The 360-nt window shown below is 54.4% G+C and carries 1 protein-coding gene; it reads right to left on the minus strand.

Going from position 1 to position 360, the window contains the following annotated elements; genetic code table 11:
• Window positions 1–4: 4 nt before the first annotated feature.
• Window positions 5–360: hypothetical protein (locus tag AC1RPW_RS07795; protein WP_481769411.1), on the minus strand; the 356-nt coding region annotated here is incomplete at its 5' end.

The raw sequence follows: 360 nt of genomic DNA on the forward strand, positions 1-360 counted from the left end.
GTCCTCATTTCAGGAAACGAACTTCCACTTGATGATCGGAGGTAGCGCCGACAGAGCTGACGACAAATGCGCCGACATGTCCGTCGCGCATGAGCTTGTCCTGCACGGATTCCTCGACGTAGCCCCGCGTGATATAGGTCACGATCCTTTCTGCCCCCTGCTTCGGAGGTGACGCTTCCTGCTTTAGTCGCTGAAACGCGTGGAGCGCTTCGCTCAACGTACCATAGCCCATACTGTCAGCCAGAGACGAAGCCAAATCGTAAGCATCGGCCTTAGCCGTCAACATTTCAATATCCATCAAATCTCCTTCAACGGGCTCGATGGGCCAAAATGTGCAGACCCATGATGAGCGCCAACATC

It is taken from the genome of Dellaglioa sp. CoH-55-MRSF-8 (assembly GCF_056782195.1).